Origin of the sequence: Dactylosporangium vinaceum, from assembly GCF_019904175.1 — a bacterium.
Lineage (GTDB): Bacteria > Actinomycetota > Actinomycetes > Mycobacteriales > Micromonosporaceae > Dactylosporangium > Dactylosporangium vinaceum.
The window spans coordinates 1,794,156-1,818,231 of sequence record NZ_CP061913.1; the positions used below are offsets into that span (position 1 = coordinate 1,794,156).

Below are 24,076 nucleotides of genomic sequence, written 5' to 3' on the forward strand. Positions count from 1 at the left end.
GAAAATGTCCGATGCGGTGCGCATCGACGCAATTACGAATAGCAAGTTTCTCGCCAGGTGCATCCAACGGCGGGCCAGACTCCGAAACATCCTCGAGAACGACCATCGTTACCGCACTCACTCCAGGACGTGCCCGTGCGACGGCGGCGATCGCAGCCACCGAGCGGACCCCGGACAGCACCCGGGCGCCCGCTGGACAACCGCGCCCGGCGAGGGCCACGCAAGCGCACCCGCCTGACACCGCTTTCGAGCGCCGCGACGCCACCGCGTCCGAGCGCTTGGCCGCCGCTTCCGAGCGCCGGGCCGCCCCCGTGCGCCATTGCCTGGCCTGCGTCGCGTCCGAGCGTCGAGCCGGCGCCGCGCGCCATGGCCTGGCCTGTGTCGCGTCCGAGCGTCGAGCCGGCGCCGTGCGCCAGCGCGGAGCTTGTGTCGCGTCCGAGTGGTGGGCCCGTGTCGCATCCGAGCGCTGAGCTGACCTCGCGCGCCCGTGCCCGTGCCCGTGCCCGCGCCATCGCCATCGCCATCGCCGAGCTTGCGGCGCGTCCGAGCGCCGGCGCGACGCTGCGGACAAGCGCCCGGTCACCGCGGCACGACGGCATCCGCCCACTGCCGCACATGAGCCTCCACCCACTGCCGCACATGAGAGTCAGCCCAGTGCCGCACATGAGCGTGTGCCCCGAGACGCCCGGTAGCGCCCACCGCAAGCCCCGGGGCCGCCGGTGACCGCCGAATACACCGACAACGGTCGCCAGCGCGACGGGCGCGACGGCGACGTCTCCGACGACGGCTTCACCGACCTCTTCAGGGCGGGCGACGAGCGCGCGCTGCGGATGGCGTACGAGCGCTTCGGCCCCGCCGTGTACCACCTCGCCGTCCGCGGGGTCGGCAGCGTCACCGACGCCGAGGACGTGACCCAGGCGGTGTTCGTGGCGGCGTGGCTCGGACGCGAGGGCTTCGACCCGGACCGCGGCTCGCTGCTCGGCTGGTTCCTCGGCATCGCCCGGCGAAAGGTCGTGGACCAGATCCGCGCGTCCGCGCGCGACGGCCGCATCACCGAGGAGGTCCGCCGCCTGGCCGGGCCCGTGCGCGAGGGCGCGGGCGACGCACCACCGGACCGGATCATCGACCGGCTGGTGCTGGCCGACGAGATGGCCCACCTCCCGGGCGAGCAGCGCCGCGTGCTCGAGTTGGCGTTCTACGACGACCTGACCCATGCTCAGATCGCCGCCCTCACCAGGCTGCCGCTCGGCACTGTGAAGAGCCACCTGCGGCGCGGGATGGCCCGGCTGCGCACCCGATGGGAGGTGGACGGTGCCGCATTTGGAACCCGAGCGGCTGGTACTCCTGGCGCTCGGTGAAGAGGCCCTGGACCAGCACGAGACCGGACACCTGGACACCTGCGAGCAGTGCCGCACCGACATGGACTCGCTGCGCAATGTCGCGGGCCTGGCCCGGCAGACCTCACGCCTCCGCGCGCTCCCACCGCCGCCGGAGTACGTCTGGCAGCGCATCCGCGCGGAGCTCGCCGCTTCCGGGCGCAACACGCCGCCACCGGCTGTCGGCCTGTTCACTGACCCTCCGGGGGAAAACCACAAACCGGCAAATCTGGCATTTGTACTGCCACAGCGTCGCAAGCCCACCTGGAGAACCACTGTCGCCATCGCCGCCGCGGCCGCGGTCCTCGCAGCCGCAGGAGCGACGGTTGGCACGGCCCTCTGGCTGCGACCGAGCCGGACCGGCACCACCGACGTGGCCGACTGCCGGCCCCAGGACAGGCGCGTCGAGCTCCAAGCGCTCCCGGAGGCCCCAAACGGCGCCGCGGGCTACGCCTGCCTGCGCATCGTCGACGGCGAACGCACCCTCGTCGTCCACGCCGCCGGCATGCCCGCCCAGCCGGACGGCGACTACGAGGCGTGGCTGCTGAACCGCGACCAGCCGACCCGCATGGAGGCGCTCGGCATACTCGGCCGCAACGGCGCGTTCAACGTCCCGGCGAAGCTCGACCTGTCGGAGTACAACATCATCGACATTTCGGTGGAGCCCCACGACGGGAACTCGACGCACTCGGGGCACAGCATGCTGCGGGGCACGCTGCCGTAGACCACAACCACCCGGCCCGCGGGCGCACACACCCGATCTCCCGCATACACGCGGACGGGCGCACCGATGCTGGCTGCGAGCTCTCGCCGACGCGCGGACGCGGGCACTGATGCTGGCTGCGAGCTCTCGCCGACGCCCGGGCGTAGGTGCTGGAAGTCCGCCGACGCGCGGACGCGGGTGCTGGGAGTCTGCTGGCGCGCGGACGCGGGTGCTGGGAGTCTGCCGGCGCGCGGTCGCGGACACGGCTGGTGGCTGCGAGCGCCCGTCGCCGCGCGGATGTCTCACCCTTTCGCCAACGCGCGGACGCGGGGCGCGGGCGCTGCCGGCTTCTGCCGCGGCGCGGACCGCCTCCGCACCGGCGCTGCCAGCTCCTGCCACCGCGCGGATTGCCTCCGCGCTGGCGCTGCGGTCCCCTCCGCGCGGCGCTTTCGGTGGGGCTGCCGAGTGGGTAATCGCGCGGGCGCGGGATGGGGAGAGGGGGCGAAACAGGGCATCGTCGGGCTGGCGGAACCGGTCGCCGACCGGATGAAATGGCATCATCTGAACGGCTATGACCCCGGGTGAGCTACCGGTGAGGAACGCCGTACGTGGTCGGTCGACGGGGTGAATCCGATCGGGTGAATTAATACCGAGCCTCACCGATATGACCAGCTAGCGCCACGGTGGATTTGGTTACGGCCATTCTTATTCGTTTTTCCTGCGGCTTAAGTCGGCCGCTCACCCTATGTTTGCGCGGTGCCAGTCGAAACCACTTCCATGGATGAAGCCACCGAGATCATTGCGGTCAACGATCTCTCGTCGCCGGTATTCGTCGATGCTTCGGGTCGCCGGGGAAGGCGAATCCGAATTGTTTTCGGCGCGCTCGGTGCGGCGACGCTTGTCTATGGCGCGCTGGTCGCCACGAGCCTTGTCGGCGGACCGCTGAAGCCGCAGCAGCTGCTGCCGTTCCCGGAGCTGGTGAACAACCTGCCGGGCGTCGAGCAGCCGCCGCCCGCGGCCCAGCCCGGGTCCAACAACCAGGCCGTCAAGCCGCCCGCGGTCACGACGGCGAAGAAGATCAAGAACGCCAACAAGCCGGCGCAGAGCGGTGCCATCGCGGTGCCGTCGGCGACGTCTACCGGCGCGCCGGTTCCCGGTACCACCACAACCACGGCACCGCCGCCCGCGGAGGCCACTGTCGCCCCGCCGACGGCGCTTCCGAGCGCCACGCCGACCAAGGCGGCGGACCCCGGCAAGAGCCCGACCGGTGGTCCGGGGACCGATCCGACCGGGACGCCGACGCCCACGGCGACCCCGGCCAGCGAGGGCACGGCGTTCCCGGGCGGGAACGCCACCGGCTCGGGGGCGAAGCCGTCGGCGGACACGGTGCCGGTCGGAGAGACCCAGACCCAGACGCAGCCTCCGGCCGCGACGCCGGCCGCCACCAGCACGGGTGGCGGCGGCACGGGGACCAGAGGCACGGGGTCCGGCGGGACGGGTACCGGTGCCACGCCTAGCGCCACCGCGAGCCTGGGCCCGGCGTGAGCCGTCCGCAGCGGACCGGAACGACCGCCCGCCGGCGGCTCGGAGCTGAGCTCGCACCGGCGAAGGAGCTTGCGGAGGTGGCGGCGTGAGCCGCAAGAAGAAGGACGCGCGGAAGCGTTTCTCGTTCACCCGGCTGATCTTCGGCATCGTCCTGCTGACCATGCTCGCGGGCGTGCTGTTCGTCGAGGCGTACGTCAACGCCGAGTTCCACCCTGATCACAGCGAGAGCGCCGGCAAGCAGACGACGGTGCCGCAGTCGGTCATCGACGGCGGCCCGATCATCGACACCCGCAACAACCAGGTGCACTCGTACTCGCTGCCGAAGAAGACCATCGCCCTCACCTTCGACGACGGCCCCGACCCGCAGTGGACGCCGCAGGTCATGGACGTGCTGCGCAGGCACAACGTGAACGCGACGTTCTTCGTCGTGGGCACCCAGGTGACCCGGCACGCCGACCTCGTCTCCGAGCTCGCGCGCGGAGGCGACGAGATCGGCATCCACAGCTTCACGCATCCGCGCCTGGACCAGCTCTCCCAGTGGCAGCGCGAGCTGGAGTACTCCCAGACCCAGCTCGCCGTCGTCAAGGCGACCGGGCAGAAGTCGGCCCTCCTGCGCCTGCCCTACTCCTCCAGCGCCGACGCCATCGATGACGCCAACTGGCCCTTGATCAAGGAGGCCGGTCGCCTCGGGTACCTGTCGATCATGACGGACACCGACAGCCGCGACTGGAGCCTCCCGGGCGTGGACAAGATCGTGCAGGGCGCGACGCCCGAGGGCGACAAGGGCTCGATCGTCCTCATGCACGACGCCGGCGGCGACCGCCGGCAGACCATCGAAGCGCTCGACCGGTTCATTCCGATAATGCAGCAGCGGGGGTACTCCTTCACGACCGTCTCCGGCGGCCTGGCCAAGACGCTCTCAGGCCAGAACATCGCGTTGGAGGCGCCCGCCACAGTGCGGGACCAGCGCCGGGCCTTCGCGCTCGTGACGGCCGTCGGCGTGGCCGACTGGATCATGGAACTGCTCCGCGTGCTGTTCCTGATCGTCGGAATCCTCACCATCGGCCGCACTGTCGCGCTGTTCCTGCTGGCCGGTCGGCACGCGCGGAAGCGTCGCGACAAGGCGTGGCAGTGGGGTCCGCCGGTCGAGGAGCCGGTGTCGGTGATCGTGCCCGCGTACAACGAGAAAGAGGGCATCGAGGCCGCCGTACGCTCCCTCGCGGGCGGCGACCATCCCGGCGGCATCGAGGTCGTGGTCGTCGACGACGGCTCGACCGACAACACCGCGGACCTGGTTGCCGCGATGCACCTGCCAAACGTCCGCGTCGTGCGCATTCCCAACGGCGGCAAGCCGAACGCGCTGAACGTCGGCGTGGCGATGGCCCGGCACGACCTCATCGTCATGGTCGACGGCGACACCGTTTTCGAGCCGGATGCGGTACGCCACCTTGTCCAGCCCTTCGCGGACCCCACGGTCGGCGCCGTCGCGGGCAACGTCAAGGTCGGCAACCGTGACACCATCGTCGCGCGGTGGCAGCACATCGAGTACGTCATCGGCTTCAACCTCGACCGCCGGCTGTACGACATCCTGCAGATCATGCCCACGATCCCGGGTGCCATCGGAGCCTTCCGCCGCCGGGCCCTGGCCGACATCGGCGGCATCAGCCACGACACGCTCGCCGAGGACACCGACGCCACCATGGCCCTGTGCCGCACCGGCTGGCGCGTCGTCTACGAAGAGCGCGCCCGCGCGTGGACGGAGGCGCCGAGCAAGCTGCGCCAGCTGTGGCTGCAGCGGTACCGCTGGAGCTACGGCACGATGCAGGCGATGTGGAAGCACCGCCGGTCGATCGTGGACCGCGGTCCCTCCGGCCGCTTCGGCCGCTTCGGCCTGCCTTTCATCGCGTTCTTCGGCATCGCCCTGCCGCTGCTGGCCCCGCTTATCGACATCCTGCTCGTCTACGGCCTGTTCTTCTCGAGCTGGAAGATCACCACGGCCGCCTGGCTGGCGATGTTCACGATGCAGCTGGTGACCGCGATCGTCGCGTTCCGCCTGGACAAGGAGAAGCTCCGCCCGCTCTGGGTCCTGCCGCTCCAGCAGTTCGTGTACCGCCAGTTGATGTACATCGTCCTGATCCAGTCGATGGGCACGGCCCTGACCGGCGCCCGGCTCCGCTGGCACAAGCTGCACCGCTCGGGCTCCGCGGGCGCGAGCGCGGGAATCGCGATCGACCCCACAACCCCGCCGTCGTCAATCACGCCACGGACCACCTCCTCTGCCGCGACCCCGAGCGCCACGGCCTCGAGCACCACGTCCTCAGCCGGCGCGTCCGCGCCGGTGACCGTGTCGTCGGGCCGCACGTCGGCGGCGCCGGTCGAAGCTTCGGGTCCCGTATCTACGTCGGCGACCGTGTCGTCGGGCCGCACGTCCGTGCCGGCGGTTGACGCTTCGGGCCGCGGATCTGCGTCGGTGACCGTGCCCTCCGGTCGTGCATCTGCGGCGATGGGCGGGGTCTCAGGCCGTTCACCGGCGGCAGGAGAGGTTCCGGGCCGCGCATCTGCCCCGGCCACCGAACCGGCTCCGGCTGGTCTCGCGGCCTCGCTGGGCGCTGGCGCGTTCGACGATGGCGGCCCGATGGTCGGCGACGGCTTCGCCTCCGTGAGCCGCGACGTGGTCGCGTCCGCGCGTGGCAGCGAGTACCGGACCGCACGGTCGGCAACCGACGCGCCCGCGCGCAACGAAGGCATCGGCTACGTGCCCAGGGGCCGCCACACATCCGGTCGCAACGACGCGCTCGGCTACCCGTCCGACAGCCGCCCACCCGCCGGCCACGACCCCCGCGCAGGCCACGATCGCCGCGCAGGCCACGGCCACGGGCGCGACGGCCGCGACGATCATGACGACCGCGACGGCGGTGGCTACGACGGCGGTCGCGGCTACGACGCCGGTGATGGTCACGGTCGCGGGTCCGGCAACGTCCACGGTGACGAGCAGCGGAATGGCGCGTCCGAGCGTGGCGCGTCCGAGCGTAGGGCGTCCGAGCGTGGCGCGTCCGCACGTGACATGGGCGGGCCGGACGCGTCCGAGCGTGACATGGGCGGGCCGGACGGGTCCGCGCATGATGCGAACGCGTGGAACGCATCCGCGCGTGGCGCTACCGGGCGTGGCGCGGCCGGGCGTGGCGCGTCCGCGCGGGATGAGGCCGGCGATGGCGCGGCTGGGTTCGGGGCGGAGCGCAACGAGGCGCAGCACAGCCGTGGGGTGGCGCAGGTGCCGCATGCGACCGCGCCCGAGCACCGGGTGTCCGAGCACACTGCGGTGCTGTACGCCGTCTCGCACTCCTCGGTGCTGCGGTCCGGTGCGGCCGCGCCCGGCGAGGAGGAGGACTGAGTGCCGCGTACTGCTGCGCGGTCGGTTCCTGGTGTTGCGGGGTTCGTGATGGCTTCGGTGGCTGGCGTGTCGTTCGCGGTTCGCGCGGCTGAGTCCGGTGAAGGGGAGGGCTAGTGCGGCGCGTTTCGACTCGGCGGGTGCTTGGCGTTGCGGCGTTCATGGTGGCCTCGCTGGCCCTTGCGTCGCTGGCTGTGCGCGCGCCCGAGCAGGGGGATGACGAGTCGGCCGGGCCGACGGCGGTGAACGCCTCGCCGGCGATCGGGCACGCGCCGGCGGACGACGGCGGGCTGCCGGCCAGTCCCGACGGGCGCCGTGCGGTGCGGGTCGGGCCGAACCAGAAGCTCCGCGGCGACCTGTCTGATCCGCAGAAGAAGGACATCGCCATGCGTCTGGTCTCCAGTGCGGAGAACTCGACGCTCGACTGGACCGCGCAGTATGCCTACATCGAGGACATTCAGGACGGCCGCGGGTACACGGCGGGCATCGTCGGCTTCTGCAGCGGTACCGGCGACATGCGCGCGGTCATCGAGCGCTACACGACCGCGGTGCCGGGGAACAAGCTCGCCACGTACCTGCCGGCCCTGAAGCGTCTCAACGGCAGCGCCGCGCACACCGGCCTGGACCCGAACTTCACCGCCGACTGGAAAGCGGCCGCGGCCGACCCCGCCTTCCGCGCCGCCCAGGACGCGGAGCGCGACCGCATGTACTTCAACCCGGCCCTCAGTCAGGCCAAACAGGACGGGCTGCGGGTCCTCGGCCAGTTCGCGTACTACGACGCGATCGTCATGCACGGCGCAAACGGCCTGGCCAAACTTCGCCGCACCGCAGCCGAGACGGCCCCGCCACCCGCGCGCGGAGGCGACGAGGCGGCGTACCTGGAGGCGTTCATGAACGCCCGGGTGGCCATGATGCAGCGCGAAGAGGCCCACGACGACGGCAGCCGCGTCGACGACGCCCAGCGCGTCTTCCTGGCCGCCCGCAACTTCGACCTCGACCCACCCCTGCGCTGGCGCGTCTACGGCGACTCCTACGAGATCTCCGTCTGACCCGCCTCCGCGCGCGGCCCACTGCCGCCCGATCTCCGCACGCCTGCCACTTGCGCGCCAGCCGCGTCCGCGCGGGCGGCGTCCGCGCTGGCCGCGTCCGCGCCTGCCACCTGCGCGCCAGCCGCGTCCGCGCGCCGTCCACGGCTACGTGGCGGCTGCGTCCGCGCGCTGCCCACGGCTACGTGTGGGCTGCGTCCGCACGCCGTCGACGGCTACGTGTGGGCCGCATCCGCGCCGCCCACGGGGGCTACGTGGGGGCCCGCGTCCGCGCGCTGCCCACGGGGCTACGTGCGGGCCGCGTCCGCGCGCCGTCCACGGCCACGTGCCGGCCGAGTCATCCGGTTTCGGCCCAACTGGCTCCGGCAATCTGCGCGCTGAGGGGCGCGCGCCCGGGCGCCGGTACGCTTGGGGCGTGAGAGTGCTTGCGGCGATGTCCGGTGGGGTCGACTCGGCGGTTGCGGCTGCCCGGGCGGTTGCGGCCGGGCATGATGTGACCGGGGTGCACCTCGCGCTGGCGCGCAATCCGCAGACGTACCGCACGGGCGCGCGCGGGTGCTGCACGCTCGAGGACTCGCGGGACGCTCGGCGCGCGGCCGACGTGATCGGGATTCCGTTCTACGTGTGGGACATGGCCGAGCAGTTCCACGAGGATGTCGTCGACGACTTCGTGGCTGAGTACGCGGCCGGGCGCACCCCGAATCCGTGCCTGCGGTGCAACGAGAAGATCAAGTTTGCCGCGGTGCTCGATCGCGCGGTCGCGCTCGGGTTCGATGCCGTTGTGACGGGGCACCACGCGCGGCTCGGGAGCGACGGGCTGCTGCGGCGGAGTGTCGACCTGGCCAAGGACCAGTCGTACGTGCTGGCCGTGCTCACGCGGGCGCAGCTGGATCGGGCGATGTTTCCGCTCGGCGACTCGACAAAGGCGCAGGTGCGCGCGGAAGCGGCCGAGCGCGGGCTCGCGGTGGCCGACAAGCCGGACAGTCACGACATTTGTTTCATCGCCGACGGCGACACCAAGCGCTTCCTCGCGGAGCGGCTCGGGTCGGCGCCCGGCGACATCGTTGACGCGACGACCGGGGCGGTGATCGGGCAGCACGAGGGGGCCTACGCGTACACCGTCGGGCAGCGCCGCGGCCTGGATCTGCGGGTGTCCGCGCCGGACCGGCAGCCGCGCTACGTGTTGTCGATCACGCCAGTGACGAACACGGTGACCGTCGGGCCGGCCTCGTCCCTGGATGTGACGGGCGTCGTCGGAGAGCGGCCGGTCTGGACCGTGCCGACCGAGGGCGCTGTCGCGTGCGAGGTACAGATGCGGGCCCACGGGGAGACGCTGCCCGCGACCGTGCGGCTCGAGGACGGGCGCCTGGTCGCAGCGCTCGGACGTGCAGCGCGCGGGATCGCGACCGGGCAGGCCATCGTCTGCTACGAACCCTCGCCCGACGGTGACATCGTGCTCGGCTCAGCCACCATTTCGCAGACCTCCTGATCTCGGAGTATCGGCAGTGACGTCATTCCCCTGGCCGGCCGCCGCGGCGACCGGCATCGGCTCCATGCCCGGCACCGACATCGTCGAGGCGCAGCGCATCGTCCTGGGCGAACTGCCCGACCTGCCGCACCTGCCGGAGCTCCCCGCGCGGGGGCCCGGGGCGGACATGATCGGGCGCGGGGGCGTGTTCCTGACCGAGATGCCGATCGAGTTGTACGCCGCGCGGTGGCGGGTGGCCGCGCGCCCCGGACATGACCTGCGCGTCGCGCGTGACCTGCTCGAACGCGACCTGGACGCGATGACGGAGCGGGCGGGTGACTTCGAGGGCACCTTCAAGGTGCAGGTGCCCGGGCCGTGGACGCTCGCGGCGTCGCTCGGGCTGCCTATCGGCGGGCAGGTGCTGCGCGACTGGGGCGCCGCGCGCGACCTCGCGGGGTCCCTCGCCGACGGCGTCCGCGCGCACGTCGCGGAGGTGCAGGCCCGGCTTCCGCGCGCGAAAGTCCTGCTGCAGCTCGACGAGCCTTCGCTGCCGGCGGTCCTGGCCGGGCGGGTGCCGACGGAGAGCGGGTTCGGGACGCTGCGGTCCGTGGACCCCGCCGTCGCGCGGTCGGCCCTGTCGGCGGTCATCACCGCGGCCGCCGTGCCGGTCGTGGTGCACTGCTGCGCTGCGGCGGTACCGCTGCAGCTCCTTCGGGAGGCGGGCGCGGTCGCGGTGGCCATCGATCTGTCGCTGCTGCACGACCTCGACCCGCTGGGCGAGCAGCTGGACTCCGGGATGGGCCTGTTCGCCGGAGTCTCCGGGCGCACGGCCGCAGAGCAGGCGGATCAGGTCCGCGACATGTGGCGCAAGCTCGGGTTCTCGCTGAAGGTCCTGCCGGAGCAGGTGGTGGTGACGCCGCCGTGCGGGCTGCCCGAGGAGGCGAAGGTCACCGCGGTGCTGACGTCGGTGCGCGAGGCCGGCCGCCGGTTGACGGCTGACCTGGGCTGACGCATTTTTTGTCGTACCCCTGGAGTAACTTCCTTGCCATGACCGACGCCGAGTCCGAACCGACCGTCGAGGCGCGTGAGCGGCACGCCGAGCTGGCCCGCGAGCTGGACGAGCACCAGTACCGCTACTACGTCCTGCAGTCGCCCGCGGTCGACGACTCCGTCTACGACGCGCAGATGCGGGAGCTGGAGGCGCTCGAGGCGCAGTTCCCGGCGCTTGTCACCCCGGACTCGCCCAGTCAACGCGTCGGCGGCACGTTCTCGACCGAGTTCGCCGCCGTCGACCACCGCGAGCGGATGCTCAGCCTCGACAACGCGCTGAACGAGCCGGCGCTGGAGGCGTGGGCCGAGCGGATCGAGCGGGATGCCGGGAGTCAGCCGCGATACCTGTGCGAGCTCAAGATCGACGGACTGGCGCTGAACCTGACGTACGAGAAGGGCCGGCTCACCCGGGCCGCGACCCGTGGCGACGGGCGCACCGGCGAGGACATCACCCTCAACGCCCGCACGATCCGGGAGATCCCCGAGCAGCTGGCCGGCGACAACGTGCCCGAGCTGCTGGAGGTGCGCGGGGAGGTCTTCTTCACGCTGGAGGGCTTCCAGGAGGTCAACGCGGCTCAGGTGGCGGCCGGGGAGCGGCCGTTCGCCAACCCCCGCAACGCGGCCAGCGGCAGCCTGCGGCAGAAGGACCCGCACATCACGGCGGTGCGGCCGATGCGGATGCTGGTGCACGGGTTCGGCGCGCGGGAGGGGTTCAACCCGGCGAGCCAGTCCGAGGCGTATGAGCTGATGCACGCCTGGGGCCTGCCGACGTCCGAGCGATACCGGGTGTGTGCGGACCTGGCCGGGGTGCGGGCGTACATCGCCGAGTACGGGGAGAAGCGCCACAAGCTGGAGCACGAGATCGACGGCGTGGTCGTGAAGGTCGACCAGATGTCGATCCAGCGCCGGCTCGGCTCGACGAGCAAGGCGCCGCGGTGGGCGATCGCGTTCAAGTACCCGCCCGAAGAGGCGATGACGAAGCTGATCGGCATCGAGGTCAACGTGGGGCGCACGGGGCGCGTCACGCCGTTCGCGGTGATGGAGCCGGTGTTCGTGGGGGGCGTCACGGTGCAGCAGGCGACGCTGCACAACGCGCAGGAGGTCGTGCGCAAGGGGGTGCTGATCGGCGACACCGTCGTCATCCGCCGGGCCGGCGAGGTGATTCCCGAGGTGCTGGGGCCGGTGGTGGACCGCCGCGACGGTACTGAACACGCGTTCGTCATGCCCACCGAGTGCCCGTCGTGCAAGACCCCGCTCGCGCCCGGCAAGGAGGGCGACGTCGACATCCGCTGCCCCAACGCCCAGTTCTGCCCGGCGCAGCTGCGTGAGCGCCTCTACGGCCTGGCCGCACGCGGCGCTCTCGACATCGAGGCCCTCGGCTGGGAGGCGGCCGCGGCGCTGCTGGAGTCGGTGATCCCCAACGAGAGCGAGCTGTTCGACGTCGACGCGGAGCGGCTGGCGCAGTCGCCGTTCTTCGTCAACAAGAACGGGGCCCTCGGCTCCAACGCGCTGAGCCTGCTGGCCAACCTGGAGGAAGTCAAGCAGCGGCCGCTCTGGCGGGTGCTCGTCGCGCTCTCCATCCGGCACGTCGGGCCGACCGCGGCTCAGGCGCTGGCCAACTCGCTCGGCTCCATGGAGGCGATCGCCAACGCCACGACCGAGGAGCTCGTCGCCGTCGAGGGCGTGGGGCCGACGATCGCCCGCGCCGTGCACGAGTGGTTCGCCGTCGACTGGCACCGGGACTGGGTGGCGCGGTGGACGGCGGCGGGCGTGCGGATGGTCGAGGAGCGGGTCGACACCGGTCCGCGGCCACTGGAAGGGGTGACGGTGGTGGTGACGGGGTCGCTGGAGCGGTACTCGCGGGATCAGGCCACCGAGGCGGTCACCTCGCGCGGGGGCAAGGTGTCGGGGTCGGTGTCGAAGAAGACCGGGTTCGTGGTCGTGGGGGAGGCGCCGGGGTCGAAGGCGGAGAAGGCGGCCTCGCTGAAGGTGCCGATTCTGGACGAGGCCGGGTTTGACGTGCTGCTGAACGAGGGGCCGGAGGCGGCCCGGGCGGTGGCCCAGCTCGGTGACGAGGAGGCGGCGGGCGACGGTCGGGCCGTGGACGGTGGACCGGCGGACGGTGGGGTCGCTGATGGTGGGGCGGCGGCGGAAGCGGCGGCGGCGGATGCCAAGGCGATCCAGGAGGCGGATGCTGCCGCGGCTGAGTAGTGGTGATGCCTGGCCTGAGCCGCGGTGCTCTGGGGTTGGGCGGGCGCTGGTGTCGTTCGCCCTGAGATGACCGCCGGATCCCCTGTATGGCATGGGTGGCTGGGGTCGGGGCTGCCGGCGGCCGTCCGGGTGCCCCCTGCGTTGAGATGGCGGTGGCAGTGGGCCGTGTCGGCGGCGTCTCGTCGGGCGGCGAGGTGTCCATCGTGGAGGGTGCGGGGGTGGGATGGTGACCGCTCAGAGGAGCCGCGTGCGTGTCGGGGCGCGTCCCGGTGGTTCCGGTCGATGGGCGTCCATCGTGGAGGGTCCCGGAGTGGTGGGCGTAGAGATTATGTGTGAGGGCTCTTGAGCTGCGGGTTCATCCAGCGATGGTGGCGTGGAAGTAGCGTGAAAGAACGCTCCGGTGGCTTAGCGTAGGTCGATGATGCCCCGCTGTAATGGTGTGCTGCGGGTGATGGGCGTCAATGTGGTGCCGTGACGGAAAGTTCGCCTGCCGTTACGTAGCACCGATATTCAAGCTGATCTGTCCATTGTGGGATCGCCCGGTCGGTTGAATCGCTGGCGGTTGTGCATCGATTCTGCATCCTTTCCGGAAATTTCCCTTGATCAGGGTGCAGGCTCGCATGGCGTCCGAAACGGGGTGGGGCGGCCTCTCGAGAGAGCGGGGAACGGATGGAGCAGAGCGCGCTGCGCAACGTGGCGCCGCCTCGGCATCGTCGTCGGTTCTTTGCGTACGTCATCGTGGTCGTGGCGGTGGCCGGCGTGTGGTTCGTGAGCAGCATCGTGCGCGAAGGACTGCAGGTCGACGCCGCGTTCTGGGTGTTCGCCGGGCTCGCCGTCGTGGCCGACACGCCGTTGTTCGTGCAGGGGTCGCGGGACGAGAACATTCCGACGTTCCCCTCGATCGCTTTCACCTTCGCGATCATGGTCGCCTATGGGTGTGCGCCCGCGGTAACGGTGCAGCTCGTCGCCGTCGCTGTCGCGGCGGTGTGGCTCAAGCACCGGCCCTGGCGGGCCGCGTTCAACGCCGCGCAGTTCATGCTGTCGTTCCAGGCGGCGGACACGCTGCTGCCCGAAAGCAACGTCGGGTCGATCAACGACGTCCACGAAAGGCTCGACACCACCGGCATACTGTGGGTGCTCGCCAGCGCCGTGACCTGGTTCGTGGTCAACAACCTGCTCGTCGCCACGGCGATCTGGCTGCGCTTCGGGGGCAGCTGGCGGGTCGTGTTCAGCCGGGCCGTGAAGAACGATGCGCTGCCGAACGGCGCGCTGCTGCTCTCCGCCCCGGGGCTGGTCGCGGCCGCGCACGTCGACGTGCTGCTGGTACCACTGGCGCTCCTGACGCTTTTTGCCATCCGCAGGATGACCAGGCTCGCGGCTCAGCGGGCGCAGGCCGGGCGGCTGGACCCGCTGACCGGGCTCCCGAACCGCAGGACCCTCGAGCGCGAGGTCGCGGCGCGGCTGCAGGAGCACGCCGAGCGGGCCGAGGGCGGGGCGGCCGAGCGGCGTCTCGCCCTGCTGCTGCTCGATCTGGACGCGTTCAAGCAGGTGAACGACGCACTCGGGCACCGGGTCGGGGATCGGCTGCTGGTCGAGGTGGGGCAGCGGCTGATCGCGGCCGCGGAGGCGTCAGGGCCGGACAATCTCGTGGGGCGGCTCGGTGGCGACGAGTTTGCGGTGGTGGTACCCCACTTGCGCGACACCGCCGACGCCCGCCGCGCGGCCGCCGAGATCATGTCGGCGCTCGCGGAGCCGGTGCAGCTGGACGGCCTGCCGATCGACGTCGGCGCGTCGGTCGGCGTCGCCGTGTACCCCGAGCACGGCACCGACTTCGCCGAGCTCATGCAGCACGCCGACGTCGCGATGTACGACGCGAAGGGCCGTGGCGACAACCTCGCCGTCTACGCCCCCGAGTCCGACCACAACACGCCCGAGCGGCTCAGCCTGCTGGCCGACCTGCGCCAGGCATTGAAGAACACGTCCGACGGCGTCGAGCTGTACTACCAGCCGCAGGTCGGGCTGGCCAGCGGGGCGGTCGTCGGGGTCGAGGCGCTGCTGCGGTGGCGGCACCCGACGCGCGGCCCTATCGACCCGGAAGAGCTGATCAAGGTCGCCGAGCACAGCCCGGTCATGCGGCTGCTCACGCTGCGGATCATCGACGAGGCGATCGGCCAGCTCGCCGCCTGGCGGGCGCTGTCGCCGGTGGCCGACCGGGTGCGGGTCGCGGTGAACGTGAGCGTGCGCGACCTGCACACGGGCGAGATCGCGGACCGGATCGCGGCGAAGCTGGCCCAGGCTGACGTCGACCCGTCGCGGCTGGAGCTGGAGATCACCGAGAGCGCGCTGATGGCCGACCCGCGCCGGGTGCTCAGCACGCTCGCCCGGCTCAAGAAGCTCGGCGTCGCGATCGCCCTGGACGACTTCGGCACCGGGTACTCCTCCATGGTCCACCTGCGCCGCCTGCCACTCGCCGAGGTGAAAATCGACCGCTCGTTCGTGCTCGGCCTGGCCACTGACCCGGACGACGCGGCGATCGTGCACTCCATGATCGACCTGGCCCGGGCGCTCGGCCTGCGCGTCGTCGCGGAGGGTGTCGAGGACGAGCGGACCTGGCGGATGCTCGTCGAGGCGGGGTGCGACGTGGGGCAGGGCTGGTACTTCGCCCGGCCGATGCCCCCGGACCGGCTGCTGGACTGGCTGTCGAAGACTGCCGCACGGCCCGTCATCAGCACGAAATAGACTCGTCGGGTTGACGCACGGATGTCACGCTGCGTTCAAAGCCGACGACCTGAAGGAGAAGCGCGCCGATGGCCACGATTTCCCGCGACGAGGTGGCGCATCTCGCGCGTCTCGCGCGGCTTGCCGTCACCGATGAGGAACTCGACACCTTCGCCGGGCAGCTCGACGTGATCCTGCAGGCCGTGGCCCAGGTGGGCGAGGTCGCCGCCGTGGACGTGCCGCCGACCTCGCACTCGGTGCCGCTGACGAACGTGTACCGCGACGACGTCGTCGTGCCCGGCCTCACGCGCGCGGACGCGCTGGCCGGTGCGCCCGACGCCGAGGAGAACCGCTTCCGCGTTCCGCGGATCCTGGACGAGGAGGCCTGAGCCGTGAGTGACCTGACGAAACTCTCCGCGGCCGAGCTCGGCCGCCGCCTTGACGCCAAGGAGGTTTCGGCCGTCGAGGTCGCGACCGCGCACCTGGAGCGCATCGACGCCGTCGAGGACCGGATCCACGCCTTCCTGCACATCGACCGCGAGGGCGCGCTCGAGGCCGCCCGGGCGACCGACGAGCGCCGGGCCACGGGCGCCGCGCTCGGCCCGCTCGACGGCGTGCCGATCGCCGTCAAGGACGTCATCGCCACCCGCGGCGTGCCGACGACGGCCGGCTCCAAGATCCTCGAGAACTGGCGCCCGCCGTACGACGCGACGATCACCACCCGGCTGCGTGAGGCCGGGCTGGTCATGGTCGGCAAGACCAACATGGACGAGTTCGCGATGGGCTCGTCGACGGAGTACTCCGCCTACGGCCCCACGTACAACCCGTGGGACACGGCGCGCATCCCGGGTGGCTCCGGCGGCGGCTCGGCGGCCGCGGTCGCCGCGTACGAGGCGCCCCTGGCGATCGGCACCGACACCGGCGGCTCCATCCGCCAGCCGGCCGCTGTCACCGGCACCGTGGGCGCCAAGCCGACCTACGGCGGGACCTCGCGGTACGGCCTGATCGCCTTCTCCTCGTCCCTGGACACCCCCGGCCCGTGCGCGCGCACCGTCGAGGACGCGGCGCTGCTGCACGCGGTCATGGGCGGCCACGACCCGCGCGACTCCACCTCGATCCCGCAGCCGGTCCCGGACGTCGTCGCGGCCGCGCGCCTCGGCGCGACGGGCGACCTCAGCGGGGTACGCCTGGGCCTGGTCAAGGAGTTCGCCGGCGAGGGCGCCGAGCCCGGCGTCGTCGCGGCGTACCGCGAGTCGGTCGACGCCCTGGTCAAGCTGGGTGCGGAGATCGTCGAGGTCTCGTGCCCGAGCTTCAAGTTCGCGCTGCCGGCGTACTACCTCATCGCGCCGAGCGAGTGCTCGTCGAACCTCGCGCGCTTCGACGGGGTACGTTACGGCCTGCGCGCCGGTGACGACGGCAAGCACTCCCTCGAGGAGGTCATGTCGATCACCCGCGACGCCGGCTTCGGCCCCGAGGTCAAGCGCCGGATCATCCTCGGCACCTACGCGCTCTCGGCGGGGTACTACGACGCGTACTACGGCCAGGCGCAGAAGGTCCGCACGCTGATCACCCGCGACTTCCAGGCCGCGTTCGAGGTCGCCGACGTGCTCCTCGCGCCGACCACGCCGTTCGTGGCGTTCGAGCTCGGTGCGCGCACGTCGGACCCGTATCAGATGTACCTGGCCGACCTCTACACGATCCCGTCGAACCTCTACGGCGGCCCGGCGATCTCGGTGCCGTCCGGCCTGTCCGAGGGGCTGCCGGTCGGCCTGCAGATCATGGCTCCGACCATGGCGGACGACCGGATGTACCGAGTGGCGGCCGCGCTCGAATCAGCGCTGCCGCCACTCACCCCGCCGTCGCTGTGACGCCGAGGACCTGCTCAGCCCCGGCTGCCCTGACGCCAGGAGAACGGGCCGGGCAGGTCCACGCGGTTCTTCTTGCTCCGCGAGTTCCACGACCAGGGGCCCAGCTTGAAGCTCCACGAGGAGAATCCATCCTGCGTGAAGTGAAAAATGAACGGGCCGAACTTCTTGCTCTTCCGAAACTGCACCGGCATGGCGTTGCTCCCTCCAGGTGAGCGATGGATACCCAATGTCGTGCGTTGATACACCAAGGCTGAAAGCAGGCATCATGAGCACCGTGACGCAACTGTCGTACGAGGAGGCGGTGGCCGCGTTCGAGCCGGTCATCGGCCTGGAGACGCACGTCGAACTCGGCACCAACACCAAGATGTTCTGCGGCTGCCCGACCGCCTTCGGCGCCGAGCCCAACACGCAGGTCTGCCCGGTCTGCCTCGGCCTGCCCGGCGCGCTCCCGGTGGCCAACCGCGCCGCGATCGAGGCGACGATCCGCATCGGCCTGGCCCTGAACTGCTCGATCGCGCCGTGGGGCCGCTTCGCGCGCAAGAACTACTTCTACCCCGACATGCCGAAGAACTTCCAGATCAGCCAGTACGACGAGCCGCTGTGCGTGGACGGGTACCTCGATGTCGAGATCGACGGCGAGACGGTCCGCATCGGCATCGAGCGGGTGCACCTGGAGGAGGACACCGGCAAGACGCTGCACGTCGGCGGCGCGACCGGGCGTATCCACGGCGCGACCGAGTCCCTCGTTGACTACAACCGGGCCGGCATCCCGCTCGTCGAGATCGTGACCAAGCCGGTCCCGGGCACGGGCGCCCGCGCGCCGGAGATCGCCCGCGCCTACGTCACCGAACTGCGCGACGTCATCCGCACGCTCGACGTCTCCGACGTGCGCATGGAGCAGGGCTCGATGCGCTGCGACGTGAACACCTCGCTCAACCGCCCGGGCGCGGAGTGGGGCACCCGCACCGAGACGAAGAACGTCAACTCCCTGCGCTCCGTCGAGCGCGCGGTCCGCTCCGAGATCATCCGGCAGGCCGGCGTCCTCACCGACGGCGGGAAGATCATCCAGGAGACCCGGCACTTCCACGAGGAGACCGGCGACACCAGGTCCGGGCGCAGCAAGGAGACGGCGACCGACTATCGGTACTTCCCGGAGCCCGACCTCGTCCCGCTCGCCCCGGCCGCCGAGTGGATCGCCGAACTCAAGGCCGCCCTGCCCGAGCTGCCCCGGGTCCGCCGGGCGCGGCTGCAGTCCGAGTGGGGCTTCACCGACCTCGACATGCAGTCGGTCGTCAACGCGGGCGCCGTCGAGCTCATCTCGGCCACCGTCGAGGCCGGCGCGACCGCCGCGTCCGCGCGCAAGTGGTGGCTGGGCGAGCTGGCCCGCCGCGCCAACGAGACCGAGACCGAGCTTGACGCCCTGGGCGTCACGCCGGCCGCGGTCGCGGAGCTGCAGGGCCTGGTCGACGCCGGCAAGATCAACGACAAGCTGGCCCGCGTCGTCCTCGAGGGCGTCATCGCCGGCGAGGGCACGCCGACCGAGGTCGTGGCCGCCCGGGGCCTCGAGGTCGTCTCCGACGAGGGCGCCCTGACCAAGGCCGTCGACGACGCCATCGCCGCCAACCCGGACGTCGCGGCGAAGGTCCGCGACGGCAAGGTGGCCGCCGCGGGCGCCCTGGTCGGCGCGGTCATGAAGGCCACTGGCGGCAAGGCCGACGCCAAGACGGTCCGCGAACTGATCATCGCCCGCTTGTCGTAGCGGTATCTGGAAGGGGCCCTTTCTCCGAAGGGCCCCTTCCAAGGCAAGGCTTCAGTGCGTGACTCGGGTCCGCGGTGGGCGCGACCGCTGCTCCCGTCAGCGCCTGCTCTGGGTCGGTCAATGCGAAGCCCACCGAGCCAGAGTGGGCGAAGCGGTCGGCGCTGGGGCGCCTCCCTGCCGGGTCCGCGATTGCGGACCTCACCCCCTACAACGCACTACCAGCACCAACGCCCTCGGGCGCGAGGACAACACGCATCGGACGGGGCGCGCGGTAGCGCGCCGCGATCGAGCGGCGGACGTCCCCAGCCTCTCGTGTCGTTGCACAGCGAGCACCGTCCCGGCGCCGGAAGATCGAGGCGGGCTTCGGCGACCGGGCGGGGGTCGCGCGGAAGCGTGCGCGTCGTGTCGCGGCCGGGCGCCGGGTGATCAGCCCGTCGGGGACGGCGAGGCCGAGGGGGAGCCGGACGGGGAGCCCACGGTCGAGGGGGTCGGAGTCGGGCCGGCCTTGGTGTCGGGCTGCACCAGATGCCGCTGGAGCGCCACCTCGGTCAGGCCGGTCCCGCCCACCTGGATGTCGTCGTAGGCGGACAGGTGGCGGTTCTCATCGAAGTACAAGATCGAAAGCGCAAGTGGCAGCGGCTTCGACTTCTCCAGGCCGCGCAGCCCGGCACCGCCGGTCGAGCCCTCGACCATGAGCAGCGTCCGTTCCTGCAGCGCCTTGACCGCGGCCGGCGACTCCGAGGTCGACGGGGCCACGACGGGCGCGAGTGCGGGGGCGGCGTTGGCCGGGTTCGGATTGAGGCGGGCGATCGAGCGCTCGTGCTTGTGCCCGGCGAGCACCAGCGGGCACAGTCCGGCCAGCTGCTGCGCCGCGACCGGGTCGTGCACCATCGCGATGTCGACCGGCTTGGCGCTGCTGCGGATCTTCGCGGCGAGCACGTTGCCCGCCTCGACGACCTCCTGGTGCTGCTGCTCATCCGTCTCGTCGGTCGACTTGTCCGGGGTGAACCGCGGGTCGCCGATGCCGGCGAAGGTGAGGCCCTCGACGGTGGCGACCGTGTCGTCGAGGACTGTGGCGTTGGGCTGGCGGGCGACCGCGGCCGCGGTGACGGCGGAGTCGTGGTTGCCGCGGACGTAGAGGTACGGCACCTTGAGGTCGCCGATGACGTTGACGTATGACGCCTCGGGCTCCGAGCCCCAGTCGTTGATGTCGCCGGTGTCGACGATGATGTCGATGTCGAACTGGTCCGCGACCGAGCGCACCACGCCCCAGGCCGCCGGGTTCAGGTGCATGTCCGAGATGTGCAGGACCTTCGTGGTGCTCGTGTCCGGCTCGTACACCGGCAGCGCCGAGATCGTCCCGTACAGCTTGCTCACGTTGAGCACCAGCTTCTGCAGCTGGTCGCGGTACTCCTCGAACCGGTCGGTGATCCGCTTCGCGTCACCGATGATGGCCGGGGCGTTGACGAGCAGGCCGCGGTACGTGGGCTCCTGGATCGCCGCCGGCTTGAACGTCAGCAGCGTCGCCGCCCCGGTCGAGGCCAGCACGGCGATCACCACGAAGCCCGCGATCGCCGTCTCCCGCCGGGCCCGGAACACCAGCATGACCAGGATCATCCCGCCCAGCAGCCCGAAGCCGGCCGTCTGCATCGCCAGCCGCCGCACCCCGAGGTTGAGCTGGTCGACGGCGTCGTGGCTGATCTGCTCGAGGTTGCCGGACTTCGCCGCGAACGCGCGGGTGCGCGCCTCGTCGAGCGACTCCAGCCGGATCCGCAGGTGCGCCGGCCCGTCGTGGCTGTCCAGCTCCAGCGAGCCCAGCGGCGGGATCTCCACCGACGTGTCGCCGGTGAACGAGGGCGTCAGCGACAACTGCGCGCGGAAGGGCCCGATGTCCTGCGTCGTGCTCCCGCCCAGCGAGACGCCGATGAGCATGCCGACGATCGCGACCGCGCCGACCAGCAGCCCGCGCCCGAACCGCCGCAGGCGCTGGTGCTTCTTGGGCTTCCGGCTCGGCGGATGCTTCCGCCCGGCCGCCATCAGGATGGCGCGTCGCCGCGCCCGTGCGGCGGCCAGGGCGACGCGGCGCCGGAACAGCGATCTCAACTCTTGCCGGCCTCGCCGACGTCGCTGATCACAATGCGCAGGATCTGGTCGTCGTCCGGCTTCGGCTGCCCCTGCCCGTCCTTGTTGGACGTCGTCACCCAGAGGCTCCCGTCGGGCGCGACCGCTGCCGCGCGGAGGCGTCCGTACTCGCCCTGGAGCAGCGGCACCGGCGCGCCGAGGAGCGTTCCGGAGTCGGTGACCTGCATGACGTACAACCGCTGCCCCTTGAGACAGGAGGTCACGAGGAACCCGCTGAGATAGGCGAGGCCGGCGCAGGAGGCGTCGGCCGGCTTCCACGTCTGGATCGGGCTGGTGTACTTCGGGTCGCTGCCCTTGCCCTCCACCGCGGGCCAGCCGTAGTTCTTGCCCGCCTCGATGACGTTGAGCTCATCGGCGGTGTCGGCCCCGTAATCAGTCGCGTACATGCGCTGGTTCTTGTCCCACGCGAAGCCCAGCACGTTGTGGTGCCCGTAGCTGTACACGGCCGTGCCGAACGGGTTGCCGGGCGCCGGCTTCCCGTCCGCCTGCACCCGCAGGATCTTCCCGCCCAGGCTGGTGAGGTCCTGCGCCGTCTCGGGCTTGTTCCCGTCGCCGGTCCCCACGTACAGGAACCCGTCCGGCCCGAACCGGATCTGCCCGCCGTCGTGGTTAGTGGCCTTCGGGATGCCGGTCAGGATCGGCGTGGGCGGCTGCCCGAGCGTCAGCTTGGCGACGCGGTTGTCGTCCTGGGCGGTGTAGTACACGAACACCGTCTTATCCGTGTCGTACTGCGGCGAAACCGCCACCCCGAGCAGCCCTCCCTCACCGCCCGGGACCGCCGCGTCGATCTTCTGCAGCTCGGCGACGAGCATCCCGTCTGACGTGGTCTCCTTGCCGACCTTGAGCAGCCGCTTGCTGTCCCGCTCGGTCACGAGCGCAGCACCGTCGGGCAGGAACGCGACCCCCCACGGCACCGCCAGCCCCTTGGCCAGCACGGTCACCGAGACCTCGGCCCCACCCTCGTCGCCGCCACCCGAGCTGGACGGCGACGGATACGGCGAGAGCTTCGGGGGCGACCCGAGCTCATCGGGGGGCGGCGGCCCGAACGAGCAGGCCCCGAGACTGAACACCGCCAGGGCCGCACAGAGGCCAGCAACACTCCGGCCGGCGGTACGGCCTGCAAAACGGTACGTCCGGGCGCTCACCCGGCCAAGCGTAGCGTTGCCGCCTGGGAGCCACCTTTTCGTACCGCACTTCCGCCCCCAACTCTCCCAAACCCCTCCAAGCCTCACCACCCGTCCGCGCCTGCACCCCGCGCGGCCGGCTCGTCACGCGTCCGCGCGGCCGGCTCGTCACGTGTCCGCGCGTCGGTCTCGTGCCAGATCCGCGCGGCCGGCTCGTCACGCGTCCGCGCGTCGGCCTCGTGCCACACCCGCGCGGCCGGCTGCGTGCCCGTGTCCGCGCGTTAGGCCACGTCCGCGCGTGCGTGGGTGTGGTGCCGTGTCGCGTGGCCAGCTGCGTGCTGTGTCCGTGCGTCCGTCGTGGGCTTGTGCCGCAACTGCGCGTTGTCCAGGGCCGCACCCGTGCGTCGTGCTGCGTCCGCGCGGCAGGCTGTGTCGCGTCCGCGCGGCGGGCTGTGTCGCGTCCGCGCGTCAGTGGTGGTGCTTGGCTGCGACTTGCGCGTTGCCGCAGGCGTGTCCGTGTCGGGAGGCGTCCGCGCGTCGCGTTTCGTGCCGCGTCCGCGCGTTGGCCGGGGTCCGTGCGTCCGTTCGGGAAGTCGTGCCGCACCTGTGCGTCGGGCCCGCGCCGCGTCCGCGCGTTGTGCCGCGTCTACCTGCCACTCCGCGGGGCGTGCCTTATGCCGCGTCGGCCTGCCACTCCGCGGGGCGTGCCTTGTGCCGTTGCGCCGCATCTGTCGGCCGAGCCGCGGGTCGCACGGTGGGTTTGTGTCGCGTCCGCGCGTGGGCTGCGTTGAGGTCGGGCTGGAAGTTACTTGGTTGGCTGGGCCGTCGTTGCGGTCGTCTGGGGCTGAGGCGTGGAGTCGGCCGCGGCGGGGTTGAGGGCGGTTGAGTCCTCGGTGCTCGGCTCGGGGGCGTCGCGTTCGGCGGTGTCTTCGGAGTCCTCGACCGTGTCGGTCGGGCTCGTGGGTGGGTTGGCGGGCTCCTCGTCGAGGATTGGTGCGGCATCCGTGGGGCTGTCGGATTCCAGGTCCTGGCCACTGGCGCTGATCAGGCGGGGGAGGTCGGCCGGGCGTACTGCGTCCAGGGGCACCAGGTGGGCGTTGGCCAGGCGGGCGTGGACCCGGTTGCCGTCGGATACCAGGCCGTCGACGGCTTCCCACAGGACTCGGCGGCTTCCGAACAGCGCGCGGACCGTGAAGCCGCGCTCGTCCACGTCTGTGCCGGCGCGCCAGGCCCAGACGGCGATGGCCAGGGGGATCAAGAGAAGAGGCAGAAACCAGACACTCTCGGCCAGTATCGGGATGCCGCCGATCACCGTGATCGCGCCCGCCACGGCAAGGGCGGCGCTGCGGCGGAACTTGACCTTGATCTGGTTGCTCACACAGCTATCCTCCCACCTTTCGAGGAACTGCCTCCGAGCGCCTGGGCGGGCATACTGAGCGCCGTGGGGGATAAGAACGGCCGCACTTCGCCGGCGGCGGCGGCCGGGGTTACGCTCGGTGCCGTGCTTGACGAGATCGCGACTGGCCGGGGGGCTGGCCGGGCGATCGACGAGGATATGTCCAGCTTCGTCGGCTTCCCCGGTGGTCGCCGTCTGTCGCGGGCTGAGGTGTCCGTGATCGTGCGGGGGGCCGGCTCGGGCTTCCGGCCGGCCGGGGAGTCTGTGGGTGTGGGCTCGGGC

Annotated in this window: 16 protein-coding genes; 12 read left to right on the forward strand and 4 right to left on the reverse strand. The window is 71.5% G+C overall.

Annotated features, from left to right (window positions below; translation table 11 throughout):
• Positions 1–830: 830 nt before the first annotated feature.
• From Dvina_RS07770 to gatA, 11 genes are all read left to right on the forward strand, one after another.
• On the forward strand, positions 831–1,358 hold the full coding sequence (locus tag Dvina_RS07770) for an RNA polymerase sigma factor (RefSeq protein WP_223105389.1): 528 nt from the start codon (positions 831–833) through the stop codon (positions 1,356–1,358).
• A complete protein-coding gene (locus Dvina_RS07775; RefSeq protein WP_223101666.1) occupies positions 1,321–2,100 on the forward strand; it encodes an anti-sigma factor in 780 nt (259 codons plus the stop codon). The genes Dvina_RS07770 and Dvina_RS07775 overlap by 38 nt, the downstream gene beginning before the upstream one ends.
• A 756-nt stretch (positions 2,101–2,856) precedes the next feature.
• The gene (locus tag Dvina_RS07780) at positions 2,857–3,624 is read left to right on the forward strand and encodes a hypothetical protein (protein ID WP_223101667.1); all 768 of its coding nucleotides are present in this window, start codon (positions 2,857–2,859) and stop codon (positions 3,622–3,624) included.
• Positions 3,625–3,709: 85 nt separating this feature from the next.
• Entirely contained in the window at positions 3,710–7,015 is a 3,306-nt protein-coding gene (locus Dvina_RS55500; protein WP_343217154.1) for a glycosyltransferase, read from the forward strand.
• Positions 7,016–7,152: 137 nt separating this feature from the next.
• A complete protein-coding gene (locus Dvina_RS07790) occupies positions 7,153–8,061 on the forward strand; it encodes a chitosanase (protein WP_281428379.1) in 909 nt (302 codons plus the stop codon).
• 412 nt (positions 8,062–8,473) lie between these two features.
• Positions 8,474–9,547, forward strand: a complete 1,074-nt coding sequence (gene mnmA / locus Dvina_RS07795) for a tRNA 2-thiouridine(34) synthase MnmA (protein ID WP_223101668.1) — start codon at positions 8,474–8,476, stop codon at positions 9,545–9,547.
• A 64-nt stretch (positions 9,548–9,611) separates the two neighbouring features.
• Positions 9,612–10,535 (forward strand): uroporphyrinogen decarboxylase/cobalamine-independent methonine synthase family protein, encoded by a 924-nt coding sequence (locus Dvina_RS07800; protein ID WP_246656505.1) that lies wholly within the window; start codon positions 9,612–9,614, stop codon positions 10,533–10,535.
• Between the two features lie 38 nt (positions 10,536–10,573).
• Positions 10,574–12,787 (forward strand): NAD-dependent DNA ligase LigA, encoded by a 2,214-nt coding sequence (gene ligA / locus Dvina_RS07805; protein ID WP_223101670.1) that lies wholly within the window; start codon positions 10,574–10,576, stop codon positions 12,785–12,787.
• Positions 12,788–13,456: 669 nt separating this feature from the next.
• Positions 13,457–15,526 carry a putative bifunctional diguanylate cyclase/phosphodiesterase gene (locus tag Dvina_RS07810; RefSeq protein ID WP_223101671.1) on the forward strand — a complete coding sequence of 690 codons (2,070 nt, stop codon included), beginning with the start codon at positions 13,457–13,459 and terminating at the stop codon, positions 15,524–15,526.
• A 68-nt stretch (positions 15,527–15,594) separates the two neighbouring features.
• On the forward strand, positions 15,595–15,894 hold the full coding sequence (gatC, locus tag Dvina_RS07815) for an Asp-tRNA(Asn)/Glu-tRNA(Gln) amidotransferase subunit GatC (protein ID WP_223101672.1): 300 nt from the start codon (positions 15,595–15,597) through the stop codon (positions 15,892–15,894).
• A 3-nt stretch (positions 15,895–15,897) separates the two neighbouring features.
• Positions 15,898–17,373 carry an Asp-tRNA(Asn)/Glu-tRNA(Gln) amidotransferase subunit GatA gene (gene gatA, locus Dvina_RS07820; protein ID WP_223101673.1) on the forward strand — a complete coding sequence of 492 codons (1,476 nt, stop codon included), beginning with the start codon at positions 15,898–15,900 and terminating at the stop codon, positions 17,371–17,373.
• Positions 17,374–17,387: 14 nt separating this feature from the next.
• Here the strand turns inward: gatA and Dvina_RS07825 are convergent, their stop codons facing one another.
• Positions 17,388–17,564, reverse strand: coding sequence for a DUF4236 domain-containing protein (locus Dvina_RS07825; RefSeq protein WP_081971544.1), 177 nt, complete (start codon positions 17,562–17,564; stop codon positions 17,388–17,390).
• 74 nt (positions 17,565–17,638) lie between these two features.
• Here Dvina_RS07825 and gatB point away from each other — a divergent pair, with 74 nt between their 5' ends.
• Positions 17,639–19,132, forward strand: a complete 1,494-nt coding sequence (gene gatB / locus Dvina_RS07830; RefSeq protein WP_223101674.1) for an Asp-tRNA(Asn)/Glu-tRNA(Gln) amidotransferase subunit GatB — start codon at positions 17,639–17,641, stop codon at positions 19,130–19,132.
• 426 nt (positions 19,133–19,558) lie between these two features.
• Here the strand turns inward: gatB and Dvina_RS07835 are convergent, their stop codons facing one another.
• The 3 genes from Dvina_RS07835 to Dvina_RS07845 form a co-directional block, all read right to left on the reverse strand.
• On the reverse strand, positions 19,559–21,235 hold the full coding sequence (locus Dvina_RS07835; protein WP_246656088.1) for a metallophosphoesterase family protein: 1,677 nt from the start codon (positions 21,233–21,235) through the stop codon (positions 19,559–19,561).
• On the reverse strand, positions 21,232–22,419 hold the full coding sequence (locus Dvina_RS07840; RefSeq protein ID WP_223101675.1) for a PQQ-dependent sugar dehydrogenase: 1,188 nt from the start codon (positions 22,417–22,419) through the stop codon (positions 21,232–21,234). Before Dvina_RS07840 ends, Dvina_RS07835 begins: the two co-directional genes overlap by 4 nt.
• 784 nt (positions 22,420–23,203) lie before the next feature.
• Positions 23,204–23,776, reverse strand: a complete 573-nt coding sequence (locus Dvina_RS07845; RefSeq protein ID WP_223101676.1) for a PH domain-containing protein — start codon at positions 23,774–23,776, stop codon at positions 23,204–23,206.
• Positions 23,777–24,076: the final 300 nt, after the last annotated feature.

What these genes read in the sequence shown, in the direction of transcription:
- Dvina_RS07770 (WP_223105389.1), top strand. Translation starts at nt 831, where the DNA reads ATGGCGTACGAGCGCTTCGGCCCCGCCGTGTACCACCTCGCCGTCCGC.
- Dvina_RS07780 (WP_223101667.1), top strand. Translation starts at nt 2,857, where the DNA reads ATGGATGAAGCCACCGAGATCATTGCGGTCAACGATCTCTCGTCGCCG.
- Dvina_RS07800 (WP_246656505.1), top strand. Translation starts at nt 9,612, where the DNA reads ATGCCCGGCACCGACATCGTCGAGGCGCAGCGCATCGTCCTGGGCGAA.
- ligA (WP_223101670.1), top strand. Translation starts at nt 10,574, where the DNA reads ATGACCGACGCCGAGTCCGAACCGACCGTCGAGGCGCGTGAGCGGCAC.
- Dvina_RS07810 (WP_223101671.1), top strand. Translation starts at nt 13,457, where the DNA reads ATGGAGCAGAGCGCGCTGCGCAACGTGGCGCCGCCTCGGCATCGTCGT.
- gatC (WP_223101672.1), top strand. Translation starts at nt 15,595, where the DNA reads ATGGCCACGATTTCCCGCGACGAGGTGGCGCATCTCGCGCGTCTCGCG.
- Dvina_RS07825 (WP_081971544.1), bottom strand. Translation starts at nt 17,564, where the DNA reads ATGCCGGTGCAGTTTCGGAAGAGCAAGAAGTTCGGCCCGTTCATTTTT.
- gatB (WP_223101674.1), top strand. Translation starts at nt 17,639, where the DNA reads ATGAGCACCGTGACGCAACTGTCGTACGAGGAGGCGGTGGCCGCGTTC.